Genomic DNA, 18,422 nt, shown 5'->3' with positions numbered 1-18,422 from the left:
CATCCCCCGCCCCGTCGGTCACCGCGCGGCCCGCTCCGCAGCGAGACCCTGGCGACGGAGCACGATCGCCTGGCGGATGTAGTCCAATCCGGTGACGACGGTCAGCACGACCGCGATCGCCATCACCCAGAAGCGCATCGTCGCCAGCGCGCCGGTCAGTGCGAGGACGTACATGCCCACGGCAGTGCCCTGGGCCAGCGTCTTCAGCTTGCCGCCGCGGCTGGCCGGAATGACCCCGTACCGGATGACCCAGAAGCGCAGCAGCGTAATCCCGAGCTCCCGTCCGAGGATCACCCCGGTCACCCACCATGGGAGGTCGCCCAGCCAGGAGAGGCAGATCAGCGCCGACCCCATGATCGCCTTGTCGGCGATGGGGTCGGCGATCTTGCCGAAGTCCGTGACCAGGTTGTACGTACGGGCCAGGTGCCCGTCGAAGATGTCCGTGATCATCGCGACGGCGAACGCCGCCCAGGCCCAGGCCCGCCACGCCGGGTCGTAGCCGCCGTCGGCGAGCAGCAGCAGGACGAATCCCGGCACCAGCACGAGCCGGATCATCGTCAGGATGTTGGCGATGTTCCACAGGCTGGCCTGATCGACCGCCGCAGCCCCCAGCTTCGCGCCGGGGACCGGCCGGCGGCCGGTCCCGCCCGCCGCAGATGCCGGGACACCGGTCATCCGGCCGCCTCCTCGAAGTCCAGGTCCAGGGGCTCGGCCACGAGGTCCACTCCCAGGCTGCCGACCACCTTCGCCGTGACGATACGCCCGGGAACCAGGCCCGTGCCGTCCGTGAAGACGACCTGGCCGTCGGTTTCGGGGGCCTGGTGCGCGGCGCGCCCGTAGGCGCCCTCGCCGTCCTCCGCCTCGTCGAACGGGACGACCGTCTCCACGAGCACTTCCAGGGTCTCGCCGATCCGCTCCTCCGCACGCTGGGCGGTGAGCTCCTCGGCGAGCCGCTGCATGTGCGCCAGGCGCTCGGCGATCGTGTCCTCGTCCAGCTTGTTCTCGTAGGTGACGGCCTCGGTGCCGTCCTCGTCGGAGTAGCCGAAGACGCCGATCGCATCGAGGCGGGCGTGGGTGAGGAAACGCTCCAGCTCGGCGAAGTCGGCTTCCGTCTCGCCGGGGAAGCCGACGATGAAGTTGGATCGGACGCCGGCCTGCGGAGCCTTGGAGCGGATGGTGTCGAGCAGCTCCAGGAAGCGGTCGGTGTCACCGAAGCGGCGCATCGCGCGCAGCACGTCGGGGGCCGAGTGCTGGAAGGACAGGTCGAAGTACGGCGCGACCTTGGGGGTCGAGGTCAGCACGTCGATCAGGCCCGGGCGCATCTCGGCGGGCTGCAGGTAGCTGACCCGGACGCGCTCGATCCCGTCGACGGCGGCGAGCTCGGGCAGCAGGGTCTCCAGCAGCCGGATGTCGCCGAGGTCCTTGCCGTACGAGGTGTTGTTCTCGGAGACCAGCATGATCTCCTTGACGCCCTGCTCGGCGAGCCAGCGGGTCTCGCCCAGCACGTCGCCGGGGCGGCGGGAGATGAAGGACCCGCGGAAGGACGGGATGGCACAGAAGGAGCAGCGCCGGTCACAGCCGGAGGCCAGCTTGACCGAGGCCACCGGGCTCTTGCCCAGGCGGCGGCGCAGCGGGGCGCGCGGGCCGGAGGCGGGAGCGACACCCTCGGGCAGGTCCGCGGGGGCCTCGGCGGGCTCCTCGGCGGGCGCCTGGGCGTGCCCGGGGAGGGCGACGTCGGCGGCCTGGCGCGCGGCGGGGCTGATCGGCAGCAGCTGGCGGCGGTCGCGCGGGGTGTGGGCTTCGACACTGCCCCCGCTGAGGATGACCTGGAGGCGGTTGGAGATGTCGGCGTAGTCGTCGAAGCCGAGGACCCCGTCGGCCTCGGGAAGGGCCTCGGCGAGCTCCTTGCCGTAGCGCTCGGCCATGCAGCCGACCGCGACGACGGCCTGGGTCTTGCCGTGATCCTTGAGATCGTTGGCTTCCAGCAGGGCGTCTACGGAGTCCTTCTTGGCGGCTTCGACGAAGCCACAGGTGTTGACGACGGCTACGTCCGCTTCGGCGGCGTCCTCGACGAGCTCCCAGCCATCCGCCGCCAAGCGGCCTGCGAGCTCCTCCGAGTCCACCTCGTTACGGGCGCAGCCAAGAGTGACAAGGGCGACGGTACGGCGTTCGGGCATGGACTCAAGACTACTTCGTCCCGGCGCCGGCCCCCGCCGCGCGTCCCCGCACATCAAGATCCCCGGGGTGCGCGGAGCGCCCCGGGGATCTCGGTCCTCGCCCGCCGCCCTGGGGCGGCGCCTCGGTCAGCCCGCCTGCGGCTGGCCCTGGGAGGGGTCTTCCTTGGTGTAGGTGAGGCGTTCCACCTGGCCTCGCTGGAAGTCGTCCTTGATCTCCTTACCGTTCACGAAGAGCTTCACGGCCCCGGCGTCGCCGAGCACGAGGTCGACGGACTCCTTGTCCGTGAAGGTCTTCGACTCGCCCCGGACGAGGGTGCCGTCGAAGAGGAGCCGGCCCGTGGAGTCCTTCGCGGAAATCCAGCTCTCGCCCGTGTCGGCCGTCAGGACGACCGTGACGAGGTCCTTGGGCGCGGCGGCGATGGCGCTGTCGGAGGGGTCCGGCTGGGCGGCCGACGGAGCCTGGGAGGGCAGCGCGGCCGGCTTGCCGCCGGTCTGCTTGGGTGCGGGCTTGGGGGAGGCGGATCCTTCCGCCACCGGGCGCTTTTCCTTCTCGCCTCCGCCGCTGAAGGCGGTGAAGCCCACGAAGCCGATCACGGCGACGATGGCCGCGACCATGGCCGCGGTCCAATTGGGCCGCTGGCGCTCGGGGCGGATCCGCTCCGCCTCGAACATCGGCGCGGCGGGCGTGGGTGCCGGCCGGCCGCCGTGGGCCGCGTCGTAGCTGTCGACCAGCGGTGCCGGGTCGAGGTGGACGGCGCGGGCGAGCGTACGGATGTGGCCGCGGGCGTAGACGTCGCCGCCGCACCGCGTGAAGTCGTCCTCTTCGATCGCGTGCACGATCGGGATGCGCACGCGGGTGAGGGAACTGACGTCGTCGACTGTGAGCCCGGCGGCGATCCGGGCCTTCTTGAGGGCCGACCCGATGGACGGCTCTTCGACGGAACGTTCGACGAGACGGTCCTCGGACCGGTCGTCGGTCGAAGGCCGCTCTTCTTCGGGGGAGTTGGAGTTGCCGATGGACACAAGGGCGCCTTTCGAGCGTGTAGCCACCTGCTGGATGTCCAGTCTAGGGGGGTGACGAAAGGGTGGAGCAACCGGAGGGTGCCCTTCCTACGCCATACGAATGGCGACGGGAGGTCCCCTTCGGCGTGGCGGCCCGACACCGTACGCGAGTCGTGCGCGCAGCCGCCCCTCCGTTCAACTTGACGCGGGCCCAGGGGAAACGGTTGCCCGCGATTTCACTACGAATCCGTCTCGCCCCGGATGACCGCGAGCACGCCGTCCAGGTCGTCGGCCTTCAGCAGGACGTCACGCGCCTTCGAACCCTCGCTCGGCCCGACGATGCCCCGCGACTCCATGAGGTCCATGAGCCGACCGGCCTTCGCGAAGCCCACCCGCAGCTTGCGCTGGAGCATCGAGGTGGAGCCGAACTGCGTGGTGACGACGAGCTCCGCCGCCTGGCACAACAGGTCCAGGTCGTCGCCGATCTCCTCGTCGATCTCCTTCTTCTGCTTCTGCCCCACGGTGACGTCGTCTCGGAAGACGGGCGCCATCTGGTCCTTGCAGTGCGTGACGATCCCGGCGATCTCCTCCTCGGTGACGAAGGCGCCCTGGAGGCGGACGGGCTTGTTCGCCCCCATCGGCAGGAACAACCCGTCCCCCTTGCCGATGAGCTTCTCGGCACCGGGCTGGTCGAGGATGACCCGGCTGTCGGCCAGCGAGGAGGTCGCGAAGGCGAGGCGCGAGGGCACATTCGCCTTGATCAGTCCCGTGACCACGTCGACCGAGGGCCGCTGGGTGGCCAGCACCAGGTGGATGCCGGCGGCGCGGGCCAGCTGGGTGATGCGGACGATCGAGTCCTCGACGTCGCGCGGGGCCACCATCATCAGGTCGGCCAGCTCGTCGACGATCACCAGCAGGTACGGGTAGGGGCTGAGCTCGCGCTCGCTGCCTGGCGGGAGCTTGATCTTCCCGTCCCGGATGGCCTGGTTGAAGTCGTCGATGTGCCGGTAGCCGAAGGCGGCCAGGTCGTCATAGCGCAGGTCCATCTCGCGCACGACCCACTGAAGTGCCTCGGCAGCCCGCTTGGGGTTGGTGATGATCGGCGTGATCAGGTGCGGGATGCCCTCGTACGCCGTCAGCTCGACCCGCTTGGGGTCGACGAGGACCATCCGGACGTCCTCCGGGGTGGCCCGGACCATGATCGAGGTGATCAAGCAGTTGATGCAGGAGGACTTGCCGGAGCCCGTCGCACCGGCGACCAGTACGTGGGGCATCTTGGCGAGGTTGGCCATGACGTAGCCACCCTCGACGTCCTTGCCGAGCGCGACCAGCATCGGGTGGTCGTCCTCGGCCGCGTCCGCGAGGCGCAGTACGTCGCCCAGGTTGACCATCTCACGGTCGGTGTTGGGAATCTCGATGCCGACCGCGGACTTGCCCGGGATCGGACTGATGATGCGCACGTCGGGGCTGGCCACGGCGTAGGCGATGTTCTTGGTCAGCGCGGTGATCCGCTCGACCTTGACGGCCGCGCCGAGGGTGACCTCGTAGCGGGTGACCGTCGGGCCCCGGGTGAAGCCGGTGACGTCGGCGTCCACCTTGAACTCGGTGAAGACGTTGCGCAGGGAGGCCACCACGGCGTCGTTGGCGGCGCTGCGGGTCTTGCCCGGACCGCCCTTCTCCAGCAGGTCCAGCGAGGGCAGGGAGTAGGTGATGTCCCCGCGCAGCTGGAGCTGCTCGGCGCGGGGCGGCAGCGGCTGGGCCTCCGGCGGGGCCTTGGTCAGGTCGGGCACCGCCAGCGTTCCGGAGGCCGCGGCGGTGGTGGCGTGCGGCTGCTCGGCACTCTCGGGCGCGGCCGACGGTGCGGCGGTCCCGGCGGAGAGCCCGCCGCGGGCGGTCGGCACCGGGGCGGTGACCTCCACGCCCTCCCGCTCGGCGGTGATCCCGTGCGTGAGGTCGGCGACGAGCGGGGAGGGCGGCATGCCGCCGTAGACCGCACCGTCCAGTGCCGCGGCGGCGGCCGCGGCCACGTCGACGGCGTCCATCTCCCGGTCGATCGCCGGACGTGCGGCGGCCTTGCGCGGCCGGCGCCGCCGGGCCAGCGCCTCCTCCTCGGCGGCGTCCGCGGGGTCGCCGGAACCCTCGGGCGCCCCCGAGCGGGCCCGCCACTGCTCGGGGTCGTGCCGGGCGGCGGGCCCGCCCGCGGCCTCCCCGTAGCCCTCGTCGTACTCGTTCGGCGCGACGATCCCGAGCCGGATGCCGAGCCGGCGCAGCCGCTGCGGGATCGCGTTGACCGGGGTCGCGGTGACCACGAGCAGCCCGAAGACCGTCAGCAGCACCAGCATGGGCACGGCCAGCGGGGCACCCATGGTGAAGATCAGTGGCTTGGAGGCGGCCCAGCCGATGAGCCCGCCGGCGTTCTGCATGGCGGTGGTGCCCTCGTCGCGGCCGGGTGCCCCGCAGGCGATGTGGACCAGGCCCAGGACACCGACCACGAGGGCGGACAGCCCGATGCCGATCCGGCCGTTGGCGTCGGCCTGGTCGGGGTGGCGGATGAAACGTACCGCCATGACGCCGAGCAGCATCGGCACGAGCAGGTCCAGCCGCCCGAAGAGCCCGGTGATCAGCATGGTCACCAGGTCTCCGACGGGACCGCTCAGGTTCGACCAGGTACCGGCGGCGACGATCAGGGCGAGCGCGAGGAGGAGCAGCGCCACCCCGTCCTTGCGGTGGGCGGGGTCGAGGTTCCTGGCTCCCTGGCCGAGCCCGCGGAAGACCGCGCCGACCGCGTGGGCGCACCCCAGCCACAGGGCCCGCACCAGTCGCAGCACGCCGCTCGTCGGAGACGGCACGGGCTTGGCCGCGGCCTTCTTCGCCGGGGCGCGCCGTGCGGCCGCGGCCTTCTTCGCCGGGGGCTTGCGTGCCGGGGCGGCCTTCTTCGCGGGCGCCGTCGTACGGCCGGTGCGGCCCTTCGCGGTGCCCGCGGTGCTCGGGGAACCCTTGCCGGACGTACGTGAGGCCATGGGCCGAGGTTACCGGTGCGCGCGCCGGTGGACACGCGTGCCCACCCCTTCACCCGATCGTGTCGTCGTCCGGGTGGGCACTTTGACGGCCCGCCAGGCCGGACGCGAGCACGGTCAGTTCTGCGAGGGCAGCGCCGGAGCCCCTCCGGCGCTGCCGGGCTCCAGCGCGTCGAGTGCCCGGCGCAGTCCGGTGAGTTTGCGTTCCAGATGGGCCGCGGTCGCCACGACCCCGGCATCGGCCGCATCCTCGCCGAGTTGCTTGCTCAGCGCTTCGGCCTGCTCCTCGACCGCTGCGAGCCGTGCGGAGAGCTCGGCCAGCAGGCCCGCCGCCTCCTTGCCTGCGTCCACGCCGTTGGAGCTGCTGCCTTCCAGCTGGAGCCTCAGCAGGGCCGCCTGCTCCCGCAGTTGGCAGTTCTTCGTGTAGAGCTCCACGAACACGGAGACCTTCGCCCGCAGCACCCACGGGTCGAACGGCTTGGAGATGTAGTCGACCGCGCCCGCCGCGTAACCGCGGAAGGTGTGGTGCGGACCGTGGTTGATCGCGGTGAGGAAGATGATCGGGATGTCCCGGGTCCGCTCCCGCCGCTTGATGTGCGCGGCCGTCTCGAATCCGTCCATACCGGGCATCTGGACATCCAGCAGGATGACCGCGAAATCGTCCGTGAGCAGCGCTTTGAGCGCCTCCTCCCCCGACGACGCCCGGACCAGTGTCTGATCGAGCGCGGAGAGGATGGCCTCCAGCGCCAGCAGATTCTCCGGCCGGTCGTCGACCAGGAGGATCTTGGCCTTCTGCACCATGCCCTGTCCTCCTCGCCCCGGCATGGGGCCTCCCCGGCTCCTGGCACCGGCCTGTGCGCCGGGCCCCGCCCCAGAGGACGACACCCGTGCGCCGTCCGTCCTTGTGCCGGTCATCGTAGCCCCAGTCCCGAGATCGCCACACCCTGTCACCAAGATGTCACTGTGCACGAAGCGGAAACGCTGTGGGAGAGCAGAAGGTTCCCCGTTCGCCGCTCTCCCACACCACCGCGGCGGCAGCAGGTCGGTCGCCGCCGCGGTTCCGCTTCCCTCCGGTCACTTGCCCCGCATCCACTGCTCCATGACGGACAGCAGGTAGTCGGGGTCGACCGGCTTGGTGACGTAGTCGGAAGCACCCGAGTCGATCGCCTTCTCCCGGTCCCCCTTCATCGCCTTGGCCGTCAGCGCGATGATCGGCAGGCCGGCGAACTGCGGCATCCGCCGGATCGCCGAGGTCGTGGCGTACCCGTCCATCTCGGGCATCATGATGTCCATCAGCACGACCTTCACGTCGTCGTGCTGCTCCAGCACCTCGATGCCCTCCCGCCCGTTCTCCGCGTACAGCACCACCAGCCCGTGCTGCTCCAGCACGCTGGTGAGCGCGAAGACGTTGCGGACGTCGTCGTCCACGATGAGCACCCGCTCACTGCGGAAGTCGTACGTCCGCGCCACCGCCGGAAGCTCCTCCTGCGCAGCGTCCCAGCCGCCCTCGGCGCCCGCCGCGTTCGGCTGCCCCGGCACCGCCGTACGCGGCTCCGGGCCGCCCAGCGCCTTGCGGCGGCGGCGGAACAGCGCAGCCCCACCGCCCTGCCCCGCCGCGGCCTCCGCCGGAGCGGGCGGCACCGGCTGAGGCTGCGCCGCCGGTGCGTCCGCGGGCGCGGCCGGCAGCCCGGGCCGCGCCCCGTCGAGGGACCGCCGGTACAGCTCGCCGCGAGCTCCCCCCGGCGTGGGCGGCGCGTAGCCCTGCGGCGGCAGCTCGCTCGGGTGCAGCGGAAGGTACAGCGTGAAGGTGGAGCCGCGGCCCGGCTCGCTCGCCGCATGGATCTCCCCACCCAGCAGCCGGGCGATCTCGCGGCTGATGGACAGCCCGAGCCCGGTGCCGCCGTACTTGCGGCTCGTGGTCCCGTCCGCCTGCTTGAAGGCCTCGAAGATCACCAGCATCTTGCTGGCCGCGATCCCGATGCCGGTGTCGGTGACCGAGAAGGCGATCAGGTCCCCGTCCGCCTCCCGCAGCGAACCAGCCTCCAGCAGCTGCTCACGGATCTCGGCGGGCACATCGGCCCCGGCGGGCCGGATCACCAGCTCCACCGCACCGGTGTCGGTGAACTTCACCGCGTTCGACAGCAGGTTGCGCAGCACCTGGAGCAGCCGCTGCTCGTCGGTGTGCAGGGTCGCGGGGAGCTCCGGGGAGACCCGTACCGAGAAGTCGAGACCCTTCTCCGCCGTCAGCGGCCGGAAGGTCGCCTCCACGTAGTCCACGAGCTGGACCAGCGCGATCCGGGTCGGCGAGACGTCCATCTTCCCGGCCTCGACCTTCGACAGGTCGAGGATGTCGTTGATCAGCTGGAGCAGGTCCGAGCCCGCGCCGTGGATGGTCTCGGCGAATTCCACCTGCTTCGGCGACAGGTTCTCGTCCGCGTTGTCGGCGAGCAGCTTGGCCAGGATCAGCAGCGAGTTCAGGGGCGTGCGCAGCTCGTGCGACATGTTCGCCAGGAACTCGGACTTGTAGCGCATCGAGACCGCCAGCTGCTCGGCGCGCTCCTCCAGGACCTGCCGGGCCTCCTCGATCTCGGTGTTCTTCACCTCGATGTCCCGGTTCTGCTGCGCCAGCAGTTCGGCCTTCTCCTCCAGCTCCGCGTTGGCGGCCTGCAGCGCCTTCTGCCGGTTCTCCAGCTCGTCGGAACGCTCGCGCAGCTGCTCGGTCATCTCCTGCGACTGCTTCAGCAGCATCTCCGTCTTGGAGTTGACGCTGATGGTGTTGACGCTCGTACCGATCATCTCGGCGATCTGGCTGAGGAAGTCCTTCTGGATCTGCGTGAAGGGCGTGAAGGACGCCAGCTCGATGACGCCGAGCACCTTCCCCTCGAACAGCACCGGCAGCACGATCACGTGCGCCGGCGGGGCCTCGCCGAGACCCGAGGAGATCTTCAGGTAGCCCGGCGGAGTGTTCTCGACCAGGATCGTCCGCTTCTCCTCGGCGACCGCCCCGATCAGTCCCTCCCCCGGCCGGAAGGAGAGGGGCATCTGTCCGCCCGCGTAGGCGTAGCTCCCGCGCATCCGCAGCTCGTACGCCCCGTTCGCGCCCCCGTCCGCACCGATCTCGGTGGCACCGCCGGCCGGCACCACCAGGAAGAAGGCCCCGTGCTGTGCGGAGACCACGGGCGTCAGCTCGCTCATGATCAGCGAGGCGACGTCGTCCAGGTCCCGGCGGCCCTGCATCAGTGCGGAGATGCGGGCCAGGTTGCCCTTGAGCCAGTCCTGCTCCTTGTTGGCCAGGGTGGTGTCCCGCAGGTTGACGATCATCGTGTTGATGTTGTCCTGGAGGGCCTGGATCTCCCCCGCCGCATCGACGTCGACCTTCAGGCTGAGGTCCCCGCGGGTCACCGCGGTCGCCACGGCCGCGATCGCGCGCACCTGGCGGGTGAGGTTGCCGGCCATCTCGTTCACGGACTCGGTCAGGTCCCGCCAGGTCCCGTCGACGTCCCGGACCCGGGCCTGGCCGCCCAGGATGCCCTCGGTACCCACCTCGCGGGCGACCCGCGTCACCTGCTCCGCGAAGGAGGACAACTGGTCGACCATCGTGTTGATGGTGGTCTTGAGCTCCAGGATCTCGCCCCGGGCGTCGATGTCGATCTTCTTGGTCATGTCGCCCTTGGCGATGGCGGTCGTGACCATCGCGATCTGCCGCACCTGGCCGGTGAGGTTGGACGCCATGAAGTTCACCGAGTCGGTGAGGTCTTTCCACGTGCCGGAGACACCCGGCACGTGCGCCTGACCGCCGAGGCGGCCCTCCGTACCCACCTCCCGGGCCACCCGGGTCACCTCGTCGGCGAACGACGACAGGGTCTTCACCATCGTGTTGACGGTGTCGGCGAGCTGCGCGACCTCGCCGCGCGCCTCGACCGTCACCTTCTTCGTCAGGTCGCCGTTGGCGACGGCCGCCGAGACCTGGGCGATCCCGCGCACCTGGGCCGTCAGGTTCCCGGCCATCGTGTTGACGTTGTCGCTGAGGTCCTTCCAGATGCCGGTGACCCCCCGGACCCGGGCCTGGCCGCCCAGGATGCCCTCGGTGCCCACCTCCCGGGCCACCCGAGTCACCTGCTCCGCGAAGGACGACAGCTGGTCGACCATCGTGTTGACGGTCGTGACGAGTTCGAGGATCTCGCCCTTGGCATCGACGGTGATCTTCTTGGAGAGGTCGCCCATCGCGACCGCCGTCGTCACCTCGGCGATGTTGCGCACCTGCGAGGTCAGGTTGTTCGCCATGAAGTTGACGGACTGGGTGAGGTCCTTCCAGGTGCCGGAGACACCCTTGACCTCGGCCTGACCGCCGAGGATGCCCTCGGTGCCCACCTCCCGGGCCACCCGGGTCACCTGCTCGGCGAAGTTCGAGAGCTGGTCGACCATCGTGTTGAGGGTGTTCTTCAGCTCCAGGATCTCGCCCCGGGCGTCCACGTCGATCTTCTGCGACAGGTCGCCCCGCGCCACCGCCGTGGCGACCTGGGCGATGTTGCGCACCTGCGAGGTCAGGTTCCCGGCCATGCCGTTCACCGAGTCCGTCAGGTCGCGCCAGACACCGGCCACGCCGGGCACCTGCGCCTGACCACCCAGGCGGCCTTCCGTACCCACGTCCCGGGCCACCCGCGTCACCTGCTCGGCGAAGGCGGAGAGCTGGTCGACCATCGTGTTGATGGTGTTCTTCAGCTCCAGGATCTCGCCCCGGGCGTCCACGTCGATCTTCTGCGACAGGTCGCCCCGCGCCACCGCCGTGGTCACCTGCGCGATCTGGCGCACCTGCGAGGTGAGGTTGCCGGCCATGAAGTTGACGGAGTCCGTGAGCTCCTTCCAGGTGCCCGAGACCCCCTCGACCCTGGCCTGACCGCCGAGCCGGCCCTCCGTGCCCACGTCCCGCGCCATCCGCGTGACCTGGTCCGCGAACGAGGAGAGCTGGTCCACCATCGTGTTGACGGTGTTCTTCAGCTGGAGCATCTCGCCGGAGACGTCCACCGTGACCTTCTGGGACAGGTCGCCGTTCGCCACCGCCGTGGTCACCTGCGCGATGTTGCGGACCTGCCCGGTGAGGTTGCGGAAGGCGGTGTTCACCGAGTCGGTGAGGTCCTTCCAGGTCCCCGCCGCACCCGGCACCTGCGCCTGACCGCCCAGCTCGCCCTCGACGCCGATCTCACGGGCCACCCGGGTCACTTCCGCGCCGAAGGACTGGAGCTGGTCGACCATCGTGTTGACGGTGTTCTTCAGCTCCAGCATCTCGCCGGCGACATCGACCGTGACCTTCTGGGACAGATCGCCGTTCGCCACCGCCGTGGTCACCTGCGCGATGTCCCGCACCTGGGTGGTGAGGTTGCGGAAGACCGTGTTCACCGAGTCGGTGAGGTCCTTCCAGGTCCCCGCCGCACCCGGCACCTGCGCCTGACCGCCCAGCAGGCCCTTGGCACCGACCTCGCTGGCCACCCGCGTCACCTCGTCCGCGAAGGTGCGCAGCGTCTCCGTCATCTGGTTGATCGTTTCGGCCAGCTGCGCGACCTCGCCGCGCGCGCTGACCCGCACCTTCTGCGACAGGTCGCCGTTGGCGACCGCCGTCGTCACCTGGGCGATCCCGCGCACCTGGGCCGTCAGGTTCCCGGCCATCGTGTTGACGGAGTCGGTCAGATCCTTCCACACGCCGGCGACCCCGGGCACCTTCGCCTGGCCGCCCAGCTCGCCCTCCGTGCCCACCTCGCGGGCGACCCTGGTCACCTCGGACGAGAAGGACGACAGCTGATCCACCATGGTGTTCACGGTGTTCTTCAGCTGGAGCATCTCACCGGCCACGTGCACCGTGACCTTGCGCGACAGGTCGCCCTTGGCGACCGCCGTCGTGACGAGGGCGATGTCACGCACCTGCGCGGTGAGCCGGTACGCCATCGTGTTGACGGAGTCGGTCAGATCCTTCCAGGAACCGGACATTCCGCGCACCTGGGCCTGACCGCCGAGCTTGCCCTCGGTGCCCACCTCCAGCGCCACGCGCGTCACCTCGTCGGTGAACGCCGACAACTGGTCGACCAGGTTGTTGACGGTGCGCCCGACCTTCAGGAACTCCCCGCGCAGCGGATGCCCCGCCCCCTCGGCGGCCTGGGTTCGCAGGTCCATCCGCTGGTCCAGGTCACCCTCGGCAACCGCCGACAGCACCCGTCCCACCTCGGACACCGGCCGGGCCAGATCGTCCACCAGCTGGTTGGAGGCGTCGATCGCGGCCGCCCAGGAGCCCTCGCAGGCACCCGTTTCCAGCCGTTCGCTCAGCTTCCCCTCACGGCCCACCATCCGCCGGACCCGGGACAGCTCCCCGGTCAGGTGGAGATTGCGGTCGGCGACCTCGTTGTAGACGGCGGCGATCTCCGCCATCACCCCGTCGCCCGACACCGTCAACCGCTTGCGGAAGTTTCCGTCCCGCATCGACACCAGGGCCGTGAGCAGCCGGTTCAGAGCGGCGGTATCGACTTCTGTCGTGCCGCCGCGCCGGGACCGCCCGCCCTTCGGCCGCGTCCCCGTACGCCGCACCACCGCGCCAGACTCCACCGTGTCCCTCCCGAAAGGGTCGACCGCCGTTCAACCGGACACCTGACTCATCACGAGCCGGCTCTGCAAGCCTGCCCAGTGTTTCACCCTGTCCGAACCCGGCCATAACACTTCGGCACCATCGCACACCGGGTCGTACCCTGCGAGTGGATTCCCGGACGACGGCACCATGCCGTCCGCGAAGGTAAGTAACCTGGCAACCGATGTCCAACCGCGTCGAAGGAGATTCGTGATCACGGCACGGGCGGCTGCCAGCTTCGATCCTCTCGGGCGCTCGGTCGCCGCTCGCGCGTTCGTCCGCGACACCCTGCAGGGCTGGGGGTTCGCGGACATCGTCGACGACGCGGTGGTCCTCACCAGCGAGCTCGTCACCAATGCCGTGGTCCACGCCGGAACCAGGGCCGAGGTCCTGTGCCTGCGCACCGAGGACGGTGTCCGGGTCGAGGTCGCCGACCGCTACCCGGAGCGCGAGCTGCCGCTGCGGCACCCCGGCGAGCGCCCGTACGCCGACCCGGACCGTGAGAACGGCCGCGGGCTGATGCTGTGCGCCGCACTGGCCACCCGCTGGGGCGTCGAGTACACCGCCACCCACAAGCACGTGTGGTTCCGCCTCGACCTGCCGGACCGGCCGGTCGGTACGCGCTCCGCCGGGCCCGTCGTCCCCGACCGGCTGCTCCCGCTCGCCGACAGCCGGGTCCGCGTCGCCGTCCTCCAGGTCGACTCGGCCGATACCGTCTCCGCCTGGAACGAGGACGCCGAGCACATCTTCGGGCACGCCGCCGAGAAGGCGGTCGGCCGCCCGCTCGCCGAGCTCGCCGCGTGGCCGCAAACCCCGGGCACCGGAACCGGCATCGCCGAGGCGCTGCGCCTGTCCCGCTGGGAGGGCAGCTACGGCGTCCGGGGAGCTGACGGCCGCGTCATCCCGGTCTACGCCTCGCACCTGCGCGTCCGGGACGCGCACGGCGAACCCTCCACCGTCTGCCTCCTCGTCCACGACGACGAGCGGGCCCTGCTCCAGAGCCCCGTACGGACGCCTTCCACCGACGGCGGCCACTTCGCCGAGCCCCGTGCCACCGACCCCTTCGAGGTCTTCATCGGCTCACCCGCCCCCGACGACCTCGACAGCCTGCTGCAGCGCACGGTCGAGCGGGCCCGCGACCTCCTCGACGCCGACTCCGCCTTCCTGCTCCTCGCCACCGACGACGAGACGGAGCTGGAGGTCCGGGCCACCACCGGTCTGCCGTCCACTCGCCAGCGCTTCGCCCGCGTCCCGGTCGAGGCCGGCACCAACCGCTACGGCTCTGCCCGGATGCCTGCCGTCCACGACGACCTCGTCGCCGTGCCCGGAGCGGTTCCGCTCCTGGAGTCCACCGGCATGCGCTCCGCGGTCACCGTCCCCCTCAAGGTCGAGGGGCGACTGACCGGCTCCCTGGGCGTGGCCGCCGAGAGCCCCGGCCGCTACTCGAACGAGGAGGCGCTCCACCTCCAGTTCGCCGCCGACCGCATCGCCCTGGCGGTGGAGTCCGCCCGCCTCGGCGAACTGGAGCGGCTGCGCCGCGGCTCCCTGTCCTTCCTCGTCGAGGCCTCCGACCTGCTGGCCGGCACCCTGGACCGGGACCAGACCCTGGCCCTCATGGCTCAGATGACCGTCCCGACGCTCGCCACGTGGTGCGCCGTCTACACCATCGCGGACCAGTCCTCGGACCCCTACCTCAGTTATGTCCTCCACGAGGACGAGGACCGCATCGACGGCCTGAAGGCCCTGCTGTCCCGGGTCAGTCCGCCCGAACCGGTCCGCGAGGCCGGCGCCCGCCCGTGGCCCGAGACCGCCCTTGCGGTCGGCGGCGAGACGGTGGTCCTGCCTCTCCTCGCCCGCAACCGCGTCATCGGGATGCTCACCCTCGGCAAGCCGCGGGAGGAGCACTTCCGCCAGGAGATCCTCGAACTCGCCGAGGACCTCTCCCGCCGGGCCGCCCTCGCCCTGGACAACGCCCGCCTCTACTCCGAGCGGACAGCGATCAGCCGGTCCCTGCAGCGCAGCCTGCTGCCGCCCGGCTCCCCCGCCATCCCCGGCATGGAGGTCGAGGTCATCTACCGCGCGGCCGGCGAGGGCAACGAGGTGGGCGGCGACTTCTACGACGTCTTCCCGATCCGCGACGGCGCCTACGGGTTCGCCATCGGCGACGTCTGCGGCACCGGCCCGGAGGCTGCCGCAGTGACCGGCCTGGCCCGGCACGCCCTGCGCCTCCTGGCCCGTGAGGGCCTCGGCGGCCCCGCCGTCCTGGAACGCCTGAACGCGGCCATCCTCGACGAGGGGGCGCGCAGCCGCTTCCTCACCCTCCTCTACGGCGAGCTCCATCCGCAGCCGGACGGCGGCGCCCTCATGAAGGTCGTCTGCGCGGGCCATCCGCTCCCGCTGCGCCTGCGCCCGAACGGCGAGGTCGACGCGGCCGCGGAGCCTCAGCCCCTGCTGGGTGTGATCGAGGACCTGGACCTGTACGAGCAGACCGTCACCCTCGATCCGGGCGACGTCCTGCTGTGTGTCACGGACGGCGTGACCGAGCGGCGCGAGGGCAGCCGCATGCTCGGCGATGACGGTCTCACGGAGGTCCTCACGACCTGCACGGGCCTGACCGCGGGTGCGGTGGCTTCGCGTGTCCTGCGCGCGGTGGAGCGCTTCGCGGCCGAGCCCGCCTCGGACGACATGGCGATCCTGGCCTTCCGCGTACCCCACCCCCGGGCCGGCGACTGACCGCGGTGCGTGCGTCGACGGTCACGGCATTGACCTCGGTGCCTGTGCCGGCTTCCTCGTACGTGTTCCTCGACGCGATCCGCACACCGGAGGCCGTCATGAGGCCTGCTACGGAGCCACTAACGCAAAAAGGCCCCCGCCTGATGGCGGGGGCCTTTCTGTTGTGAGCCCTTTAACGGAATCGAACCGTTGACCTTCTCCTTACCATGGAGACGCTCTACCGACTGAGCTAAAAGGGCGGGTTGTTCGGCGGCGTCCTACTCTCCCACAGGGTCCCCCCTGCAGTACCATCGGCGCTGAAAGGCTTAGCTTCCGGGTTCGGAATGTAACCGGGCGTTTCCCTAACGCTATGACCACCGAAACACTATGAAATTTAGAACGCTGGTGTGTAATCACAGCCGTTCGTTATTTCAGAACTAACACAGTGGACGCGAGCAACTGAGGACAAGCCCTCGGCCTATTAGTACCAGTCAGCTCCACCCGTTACCGGGCTTCCACATCTGGCCTATCAACCCAGTCGTCTACTGGGAGCCTTACCCTCTCAAGGAGGTGGGAATACTCATCTTGAAGCAGGCTTCCCGCTTAGATGCTTTCAGCGGTTATCCCTCCCGAACGTAGCCAACCAGCCATGCCCTTGGCAGGACAACTGGCACACCAGAGGTTCGTCCGTCCCGGTCCTCTCGTACTAGGGACAGCCCTTCTCAATATTCCTACGCGCACAGCGGATAGGGACCGAACTGTCTCACGACGTTCTAAACCCAGCTCGCGTACCGCTTTAATGGGCGAACAGCCCAACCCTTGGGACCGACTCCAGCCCCAGGATGCGACGAGCCGACATCGAGGTGCCAAACCATCCCGTCGATATGGACTCTTGGGGAAGATCAGCCTGTTATCCCCGGGGTACCTTTTATCCGTTGAGCGACGGCGCTTCCACAAGCCACCGCCGGATCACTAGTCCCGACTTTCGTCCCTGCTCGACCCGTCGGTCTCACAGTCAAGCTCCCTTGTGCACTTACACTCAACACCTGATTGCCAACCAGGCTGAGGGAACCTTTGGGCGCCTCCGTTACCCTTTGGGAGGCAACCGCCCCAGTTAAACTACCCATCAGACACTGTCCCTGATCCGGATCACGGACCGAGGTTAGACATCCAGCACGACCAGAGTGGTATTTCAACGGCGACTCCACACCAACTGGCGTTGATGCTTCAAAGTCTCCCACCTATCCTACACAAGCCGAACCGAACACCAATATCAAACTGTAGTAAAGGTCCCGGGGTCTTTCCGTCCTGCTGCGCGAAACGAGCATCTTTACTCGTAGTGCAATTTCACCGGGCCTATGGTTGAGACAGTCGAGAAGTCGTTACGCCATTCGTGCAGGTCGGAACTTACCCGACAAGGAATTTCGCTACCTTAGGATGGTTATAGTTACCACCGCCGTTTACTGGCGCTTAAGTTCTCAGCTTCGCAACCCCGAAAGGTCACTAACCGGTCCCCTTAACGTTCCAGCACCGGGCAGGCGTCAGTCCGTATACATCGCCTTACGGCTTCGCACGGACCTGTGTTTTTAGTAAACAGTCGCTTCTCGCTGGTCTCTGCGGCCACCCCCAGCTCAGAGTGCAAGACTCATCACCAGGAATGGCCCCCCTTCTCCCGAAGTTACGGGGGCATTTTGCCGAGTTCCTTAACCATAGTTCACCCGAACGCCTCGGTATTCTCTACCTGACCACCTGAGTCGGTTTAGGGTACGGGCCGCCATGAAACTCGCTAGAGGCTTTTCTCGACAGCATAGGATCATCCACTTCGCCACAATCGGCTCGGCATCAGGTCTCAACCTTCATGAGGGACGGATTTACCTACCCCTCGGCCTACACCCTTACCCCGGGACAACCACCGCCCGGGCTGGACTACCTTCCTGCGTCACCCCATCGCTTACCTACTACAAGTCTGGTTCGTCGGCTCCACCACTTTCCATTCCCCGAAGGGTCCGGAACGGCTTCACGGACTTAGCATCGCCTGATTCGATATTGGGCGTTTCAAAGCGGGTACCGGAATATCAACCGGTTGTCCATCGACTACGCCTGTCGGCCTCGCCTTAGGTCCCGACTTACCCTGGGCAGATCAGCTTGACCCAGGAACCCTTAGTCAATCGGCGCACACGTTTCTCACGTGTGTATCGCTACTCATGCCTGCATTCTCACTCGTGAACCGTCCACAACTAGCTTCCGCTGCTGCTTCACCCGGCACACGACGCTCCCCTACCCATCACAGCCTCCGTTGGGAGTATTGCTGCAATGACACGACTTCGGCGGTACGCTTGAGCCCCGCTACATTGTCGGCGCGGAATCACTTGACCAGTGAGCTATTACGCACTCTTTCAAGGGTGGCTGCTTCTAAGCCAACCTCCTGGTTGTCTCTGCGACTCCACATCCTTTCCCACTTAGCGTACGCTTAGGGGCCTTAGTCGATGCTCTGGGCTGTTTCCCTCTCGACCATGGAGCTTATCCCCCACAGTCTCACTGCCGTGCTCTCACTTACCGGCATTCGGAGTTTGGCTAAGGTCAGTAACCCGGTAGGGCCCATCGCCTATCCAGTGCTCTACCTCCGGCAAGAAACACACGACGCTGCACCTAAATGCATTTCGGGGAGAACCAGCTATCACGGAGTTTGATTGGCCTTTCACCCCTAACCACAGGTCATCCCCCAGGTTTTCAACCCTGGTGGGTTCGGTCCTCCACGAAGTCTTACCTCCGCTTCAACCTGCCCATGGCTAGATCACTCCGCTTCGGGTCTAGAGCGTGCAACTCAAACGCCCTATTCGGACTCGCTTTCGCTACGGCTTCCCCACACGGGTTAACCTCGCTACACACCGCTAACTCGCAGGC

Annotated in this window: 7 protein-coding genes, 1 tRNA gene and 2 rRNA genes (1 of these 10 cut by a window edge); 1 reads left to right on the top strand and 9 read right to left on the bottom strand. The window is 68.7% G+C overall.

The features are described 5' to 3' along the window. Window positions 1-18: 18 nt before the first annotated feature. From pgsA to R4Z63_RS24270, 6 genes are all read right to left on the bottom strand, one after another. A complete protein-coding gene (gene pgsA / locus R4Z63_RS24295) occupies window positions 19-675 on the bottom strand; it encodes a CDP-diacylglycerol--glycerol-3-phosphate 3-phosphatidyltransferase (protein WP_030029316.1) in 657 nt (218 codons plus the stop codon). After that, a complete protein-coding gene (gene rimO / locus R4Z63_RS24290; RefSeq protein WP_052031344.1) occupies window positions 672-2,177 on the bottom strand; it encodes a 30S ribosomal protein S12 methylthiotransferase RimO in 1,506 nt (501 codons plus the stop codon). The genes pgsA and rimO overlap by 4 nt, the downstream gene beginning before the upstream one ends. Window positions 2,178-2,303: 126 nt before the next feature. Continuing rightward, a complete protein-coding gene (locus R4Z63_RS24285) occupies window positions 2,304-3,200 on the bottom strand; it encodes a helix-turn-helix domain-containing protein (protein ID WP_384453851.1) in 897 nt (298 codons plus the stop codon). Between the two features lie 218 nt (window positions 3,201-3,418). After that, entirely contained in the window at window positions 3,419-6,199 is a 2,781-nt protein-coding gene (locus R4Z63_RS24280; RefSeq protein ID WP_384453848.1) for an FtsK/SpoIIIE family DNA translocase, read from the bottom strand. 114 nt (window positions 6,200-6,313) lie between these two features. Next, a complete protein-coding gene (locus R4Z63_RS24275) occupies window positions 6,314-6,997 on the bottom strand; it encodes a response regulator (protein ID WP_384453845.1) in 684 nt (227 codons plus the stop codon). 273 nt (window positions 6,998-7,270) lie between these two features. Further along, window positions 7,271-12,787, bottom strand: a complete 5,517-nt coding sequence (locus R4Z63_RS24270; protein ID WP_172671427.1) for a HAMP domain-containing protein — start codon at window positions 12,785-12,787, stop codon at window positions 7,271-7,273. Between the two features lie 169 nt (window positions 12,788-12,956). Between R4Z63_RS24270 and R4Z63_RS24265 the strand changes: the two genes are divergently transcribed. After that, window positions 12,957-15,539, top strand: a complete 2,583-nt coding sequence (locus tag R4Z63_RS24265) for a SpoIIE family protein phosphatase (RefSeq protein WP_491522588.1) — start codon at window positions 12,957-12,959, stop codon at window positions 15,537-15,539. 166 nt (window positions 15,540-15,705) lie between these two features. On the opposite strand, the gene R4Z63_RS24260 is transcribed toward R4Z63_RS24265, so the two are convergent. From R4Z63_RS24260 to R4Z63_RS24250, 3 genes are all read right to left on the bottom strand, one after another. Further along, window positions 15,706-15,778 (bottom strand) — tRNA-Thr (locus R4Z63_RS24260). A 5-nt stretch (window positions 15,779-15,783) separates the two neighbouring features. Beyond that, a 5S ribosomal RNA gene (gene rrf, locus R4Z63_RS24255) occupies window positions 15,784-15,900 on the bottom strand. 79 nt (window positions 15,901-15,979) lie between these two features. Further along, window positions 15,980-18,422 (bottom strand): 23S ribosomal RNA (locus tag R4Z63_RS24250) (it continues 676 nt past the right edge of the window).

Source organism: Streptomyces sp. PL-29 (genome assembly GCF_058344425.1).
Note: the sequence above shows the minus strand (reverse complement) of the source record. Positions and strands in the feature narration are given on the sequence as shown.